This window comes from Vibrio sp. S11_S32 (assembly GCF_014694465.1).
In the GTDB taxonomy this organism is placed as follows: domain Bacteria; phylum Pseudomonadota; class Gammaproteobacteria; order Enterobacterales; family Vibrionaceae; genus Vibrio; species Vibrio algicola.
Genome location: NZ_JAAUWS010000081.1, coordinates 1 through 5,393, shown reverse-complemented (window position 1 = coordinate 5,393; position 5,393 = coordinate 1). Strand labels below are relative to the sequence as shown.

General features: G+C 39.3%; 5 protein-coding genes. All 5 read left to right on the top strand.

What is annotated here, in order from left to right:
* Positions 1 to 165 precede the first annotated feature (165 nt).
* Entirely contained in the window at positions 166 to 1,677 is a 1,512-nt protein-coding gene (locus tag HC723_RS16220) for a DUF4942 domain-containing protein (RefSeq protein WP_190339825.1), read from the top strand.
* Between the two features lie 140 nt (positions 1,678 to 1,817).
* Positions 1,818 to 2,093: an AbrB/MazE/SpoVT family DNA-binding domain-containing protein gene (locus HC723_RS16215; protein WP_190339824.1), complete on the top strand. Its 276-nt coding sequence runs from the start codon at positions 1,818 to 1,820 to the stop codon at positions 2,091 to 2,093.
* A gap of 71 nt (positions 2,094 to 2,164) precedes the next feature.
* On the top strand, positions 2,165 to 2,473 hold the full coding sequence (locus tag HC723_RS16210; RefSeq protein ID WP_190339823.1) for a hypothetical protein: 309 nt from the start codon (positions 2,165 to 2,167) through the stop codon (positions 2,471 to 2,473).
* A gap of 593 nt (positions 2,474 to 3,066) precedes the next feature.
* Positions 3,067 to 3,690 carry a DJ-1/PfpI family protein gene (locus HC723_RS16205; RefSeq protein WP_190339822.1) on the top strand — a complete coding sequence of 208 codons (624 nt, stop codon included), beginning with the start codon at positions 3,067 to 3,069 and terminating at the stop codon, positions 3,688 to 3,690.
* Positions 3,691 to 4,085: 395 nt separating this feature from the next.
* Positions 4,086 to 4,802: a riboflavin synthase subunit alpha gene (locus tag HC723_RS16200; protein WP_190339821.1), complete on the top strand. Its 717-nt coding sequence runs from the start codon at positions 4,086 to 4,088 to the stop codon at positions 4,800 to 4,802.
* Positions 4,803 to 5,393 lie beyond the last annotated feature (591 nt).

The window sequence follows — 5,393 nt, the reverse complement described above, 5'->3', positions numbered from 1 at the left end:
TGATTAAAAACGCCATAAAATCCTCATGGTAAACACTGGCCATACATACAGTGTAGCCATCAATGAATTATTTCCCAGATTTATTTATGTGTGTAAAATGCTTTTCCTATATCAACCTGTCATGGTACAGTTGATCATGGCAATGCTGAGTTAAATAAAACTAGCATGACGGTAAACGTCAGCTTCATTGAGCAGCAAATCATTTCGCATGAGTCCATGCTTAAAACGATAATTCAAGCCAATGATTTCTTAAATAAAGGGAACAACCGTAGTGCTATTGCTACTTACTTGACTGACTATAAAGGTTATATGTCCAGTATTCCGTTGGAAACTGCGATTATTAACTTAAATAAACAGTCTTGGAACGCACTTATCAACTCAACGGGTATTGCTGACGTTATGCCTGAAAAGCGTCGTTCTGAGTGGCGAGACCAGGAAAAATGGATTGAGTTCAATGAAGATAATGTGAAGAGTACATTGCTCGCATTACTCAAAGAACAAGGTTTATTCACTGCGGAAAAGGTAGATGGGATTTTTCGCGGATTATCGAAATCTCATGTTACTAACCAGCCTCAAGGCTTTTATAAACGTTGTATTTTTACTCTTTCAAGCAGAAAAGGAGAAATACACGATTTAAGGTTTGTTATTGCAAAGCTCGTCGGGCGAGATACGAAAGTTTTCACATATTACGATACTGATAGAATGCTGGACCGTGTGGCAACGGACGGGCAGTGGGTTGAAGTAGATGGAGGAGCTTTCAAAATAAGGCGGTATCAAGTTGGAACGGCTCACATAGAGTTTCACCCAGATATTGCGTGGCAGTTGAACTCAATACTTGCAACGATTCATGGAGAAGCAATACCGGAATCATTTAAACGAAAGCCAGAAAAAGAGAAAAAGAAAATCAAAGAGGTTGCTCTTATTGATGATCTTATCCCATTTGAGGTGATTAATTTGTTTCATAATATTAGACAAGCATACGAACTTATAGGGAACAGTTATAACGGGAGAAGAGTGGCAATCAAAAATACGTTTGATTGTAGCCACCATCAAAAAGATAAGTATTTGGTGGCAAGGTTTGATTCTGTTATGACCTTACTTGGTGGTATTTGTAAACACGGTTATCGCTGGCAATTTGAATATGATGCAAGGGATGTGATTGATCATGTTATTACTCACGGAACTGTACCTAATCAAAAAAGTCACCAGTTTTATCCAACTAATAATTTCTTAGCATTAGAAGCGTCGCTTTGGGCTGAAATTAAAGATGAAGACACGGTTCTTGAGCCGTCGGCAGGACAGGGCGCGATTGCGGCACATTTGCCCCAAGAACGCACTACGCTTGTGGAGGTTTCGGAGCTGCAATGTGAGATCTTAAAGGCAAAGGGATTTAGTGATGTTGTTAATGACGATTTCATTAAATTTGCTGAAAAGACGGAGAAGAAATTTTCTGTTTGCGTTATGAATCCCCCGTTCAGTGAGAATCGAGCTTTACTGCATTTGACTACGGCTGCAAGTTTACTTGAAGATGGTGGTCGGCTGGTGGCAATTTTGCCATCTTCAGCGGTGAATTATGATTTTCCGGTAGGTTTTGAAGTTGAATTATCTACGATTAGAAAGAATCAATTCAAAGGTACTAGCGTGTCTGTTGTGATGGTTAAATTAACTAAAATCTAGCTATCACTCACAACTAACCCTACCCACTAGTTAACAACTAGTAGGTGGGGTTTTTTATTGCTCAAACACTAAGTTATAACTTATGTTGACACTGTTGGGCTTGTGTATATAAGATGCTACAAATTATAGAGGAATAGAAAATGAAGAAGATAACTAAGATTCGAGCAATAGGAAATAGCGCAGGGTGCTTAATTCCAGCGGCAATCGTTCATAAGGCAAATATGAATATCGGTGATGAATATCAACTGTCAGTTGATAGTGGGAACATCATTTTTGAACCGGTACTTTCAGGTGATACGCATAAACTCATACAACTAATAAAAGATATTGAAACGTTTGTTACGGGTGATGATGACTTGAGTGCTGATTTAGATAAGTTACGCAATAAATTAAAATGCAAAATACAATCTGAGTAATACCTATAACACTGGATTTGGTTGCCCGAATATGCGTATAGTTTTGAATTCGCATCTTGGAGAAAAATTGAATGGTTTCTGAGGAAAAGATTACAACTAACTGGTTACTGAATCACGTACCAGTTACATGGTTTATAGCTTCTATTACCCTTTTATCTGGGGCATTTGGCTTGGGATATACGCTTAAGAATGAAATTGTATCAGCGTCTGGCACACCGACTGCAAAAGAAGTAGTTGAACTACAAAAACAAAAGGATGATCTTGAAGCTAAAATTCTGACTCTAAAAATGGAGCTATCACGTTTAAAGGTAGCTAAAAAAGTAGAAGACATGTCAGATGAGGATGTCACAGAAGCCTTGAAGAAATATCAACGAGATTAAGAGCGGTAGAAAAGTGAGTTTCAAACTTTGTTGTCACACTTTCTTTGGATAGCAGCGATGATGGAGTCAAAGTTTCGATCTTTATTGTCACTTCTTGGCTGCAAAGTTTCGATCTTTATTGTCACTTCTTGGCTGTTACATCACGTAGTAATCAGCCCTGTGTAGGAGAAAAGTTTTTATCTTTGTTGTTATGCATCCCTGAAAGTGTAACATCTGTCTTAATGGTTAATATCTACGGTTGTAAGGATGAACTGAACTAAAGCATAATTCTTATAGAGGTAGTGCTTTCTGTGCTGATTGAAATCTAAAAGAGGCGATGTTGCCAAACTCATTTCTGCCCCAAAATGTTTTAGTGTAAATGCACTACATCTTTTCGAAGGCGTACTTTTGCCCAACTAAAACTTATCCAAACTCACCCACCCAGAAATTATACCTCACAGTGCAGACTAACTTTTTAATTTGCTCACTTAGTTAATGATTTTTTGTTGAAGGCTTAAAAGAAAGACTGCACTATAACCACGTAAAGAACTTCTTAGCGCCGCATAGAAAGCGTTATGCGACTCACGAGTGCTGCGATAAAGGATAAAAATATTATGTATAAAGTCGGCATTGTTTTGTTTGATGATTTTACAGATGTAGATTTCTTTCTTATGTATGACTTACTTGGTCGAACATCTGATAGTTGGACGGTTAGTGTACTTGGAACTAAATCTGAACATCATTCCCATCTGGGTATGAAAGTTAAAACGGACGGACATGTATCAGAAGTTGCTAATCAAGATGTAGTTCTTATCACCAGTGGCAAACGTGGTATCCCCGCGGCGATAAAAGATCTTGAGTTTATGTCGGCATTGAATCTTGATCCGAATAAACAGCTAATTGGATCAATTTGTGCGGGGTCATTCATCCTTCATGAACTCGGTTTACTTAAAGGCAAGCCGTTAACGACAAACCCAGATGCTAAGGCTGTTCTAGAAAGCATGGGAGGGGACGTTCAGGACCTACCTCTAGTGATAGAAGGCAATATAGCAACTGCCGGGGGTTGTCTTTCACTGATGTATCTAGTTGGTTGGTTAGCTGAGAGGTTGTTTGACTCAAGTAAACGACAAAGCATACAAAATCAGTTAATCCCCGCTGGGCAATTAGACCTATTTGAAGAGCTTATTTCCACAACTATTCAATCTGCTGAATTGGCAAATTCGCATACAAGTGTTTAAGGTATTCAAAATACTTTTCTAATCTGGCACAAGTCGTTTAGAGTAATACCACTAAACGATTTCTGTCCAGAGACGTGTTATGCCGCCATGCTTTGGTACAAGAACGCCTTAGTGCTACGACTCTAAAACGTTTGTGCCCAAAACCTTGTTAGATCAAATACTCTACTCATTTTTGGGGCGTGCGTTTGACCTACTAAAACTTATCCGATTAACTTGATAACTTAACATCCCCGTTTTAGGCGACATCTTGCAGCCTAATTTTCCCTTCATGTGGCATAACTTATTGATTATTAGTTGAGTCAATATGAAAAAGGCTGCATTATTGAAGGATGAAAGACGACAATTTATCGTCTAATAAGCGTTCTCAAAGTTGTTTAACTATCAATGGAGTAAGTATGTTTACAGGCATAGTTCAGGCGGTAGCCGAAATTGTTGATGCTACAGATCAAAGAGGGATTAGAACTTTTGTTATCGACTTCCCTAAAGGGTTTTGTGCTGATCTAGAAATTGGGGCAAGCATTGCTATTGACGGTGTGTGTCTGACAGTCACTGAAATACAGTCAGATGTTCGTGTTAAGTTCGACGTAATGCTGCAAAGCCTCTTGATCACAACTCTGAGTAAGTATTGCTCATCCCAATTAGTTAACGCTGAGAGAGCCGCAAAAGATGGGGCAGAAATTGGCGGCCACCCGCTATCTGGTCATGTGGACTTTAATGTGGCTATCGTCGACGTAAAACAAATTGAGGATAACTATTGTGTTCGCTTAGCACTCCCTGAAGCATGGAAAAGATACGTTTTCCCTAAAGGTTATATAGCTCTAAATGGAGCGAGCTTGACTGTAGCTGACGTAAATAAGCATGAAGGTTGGTTTGAAGTTTGGCTTATTCCTGAGACTCGTAGAATGACGGTTTTCGAATCAAAAGCCATTGGTGACTTTATCAATATAGAAATCGAGCGTGGTACCCAAGTAGTTGTTGATACGGTTCGTGACACATTAAATGAAAACCTTGGACCACTATTACCATTGTTTGAAAAACTCCTTTTAGAGCAAGGTGTTGATTTGGATTCACTAGGCTATAAACCTCAGGCACTCAGTGGGTCAAAGAACTAACAGATAAGGATTAAGCGTTGCGTAGCCAACGTTAAATTCCAAGTGTTGGACAAGCCCGAGCCTCTATATAAGTAAATTGTGCGATCTGCTCTCGAAGGATGGCGGGCTTGATGCTTGTCTATAGGCGACTGCGTTCTTTGTAAGGCAGAGGTTTCGACACATCATCTGCTGCGTTCTGCAGATCAATTTTGCTATTTGCCATACCTGAAGGGCTCTTCATGACTTGCTAATGTAAGATTTTTCTAAACTCATTTTTGTCCAAAAACATCACAACCTGAATTTTTACGCGTGGCATTTTTCAGCTCAAAAATGCCCCAAAAACATTTAGATTAAATACTCTGCACAATTGAGAGGACGTGCGTTTACCCTACTAAAACTTATTCGATTGAGTTGATAACTGTTCATTCTCGTCATTAGGCGACATCTTGCAGTCTCGTCATGTGCCATAACTTATTGATTATAAGGTAAGCGCCCCATAATCCCACGGGGCGTTTTAGCGTGAAAAATTCCAAGGGAGAAGTGAGTCGATGTCAGGGACTGGCTTTGCCAGTTCCTTCATACACTGAACCATGTAATCATAAATTATCAACC

Bases quoted from the DNA above. Each gene is read 5' to 3' on its own strand.
- HC723_RS16215 (WP_190339824.1), top strand. From the start codon at position 1,818: ATGAAGAAGATAACTAAGATTCGAGCAATAGGAAATAGCGCAGGGTGC.
- HC723_RS16210 (WP_190339823.1), top strand. From the start codon at position 2,165: ATGGTTTCTGAGGAAAAGATTACAACTAACTGGTTACTGAATCACGTA.
- HC723_RS16205 (WP_190339822.1), top strand. From the start codon at position 3,067: ATGTATAAAGTCGGCATTGTTTTGTTTGATGATTTTACAGATGTAGAT.
- HC723_RS16220 (WP_190339825.1), top strand. From the start codon at position 166: ATGACGGTAAACGTCAGCTTCATTGAGCAGCAAATCATTTCGCATGAG.
- HC723_RS16200 (WP_190339821.1), top strand. From the start codon at position 4,086: ATGTTTACAGGCATAGTTCAGGCGGTAGCCGAAATTGTTGATGCTACA.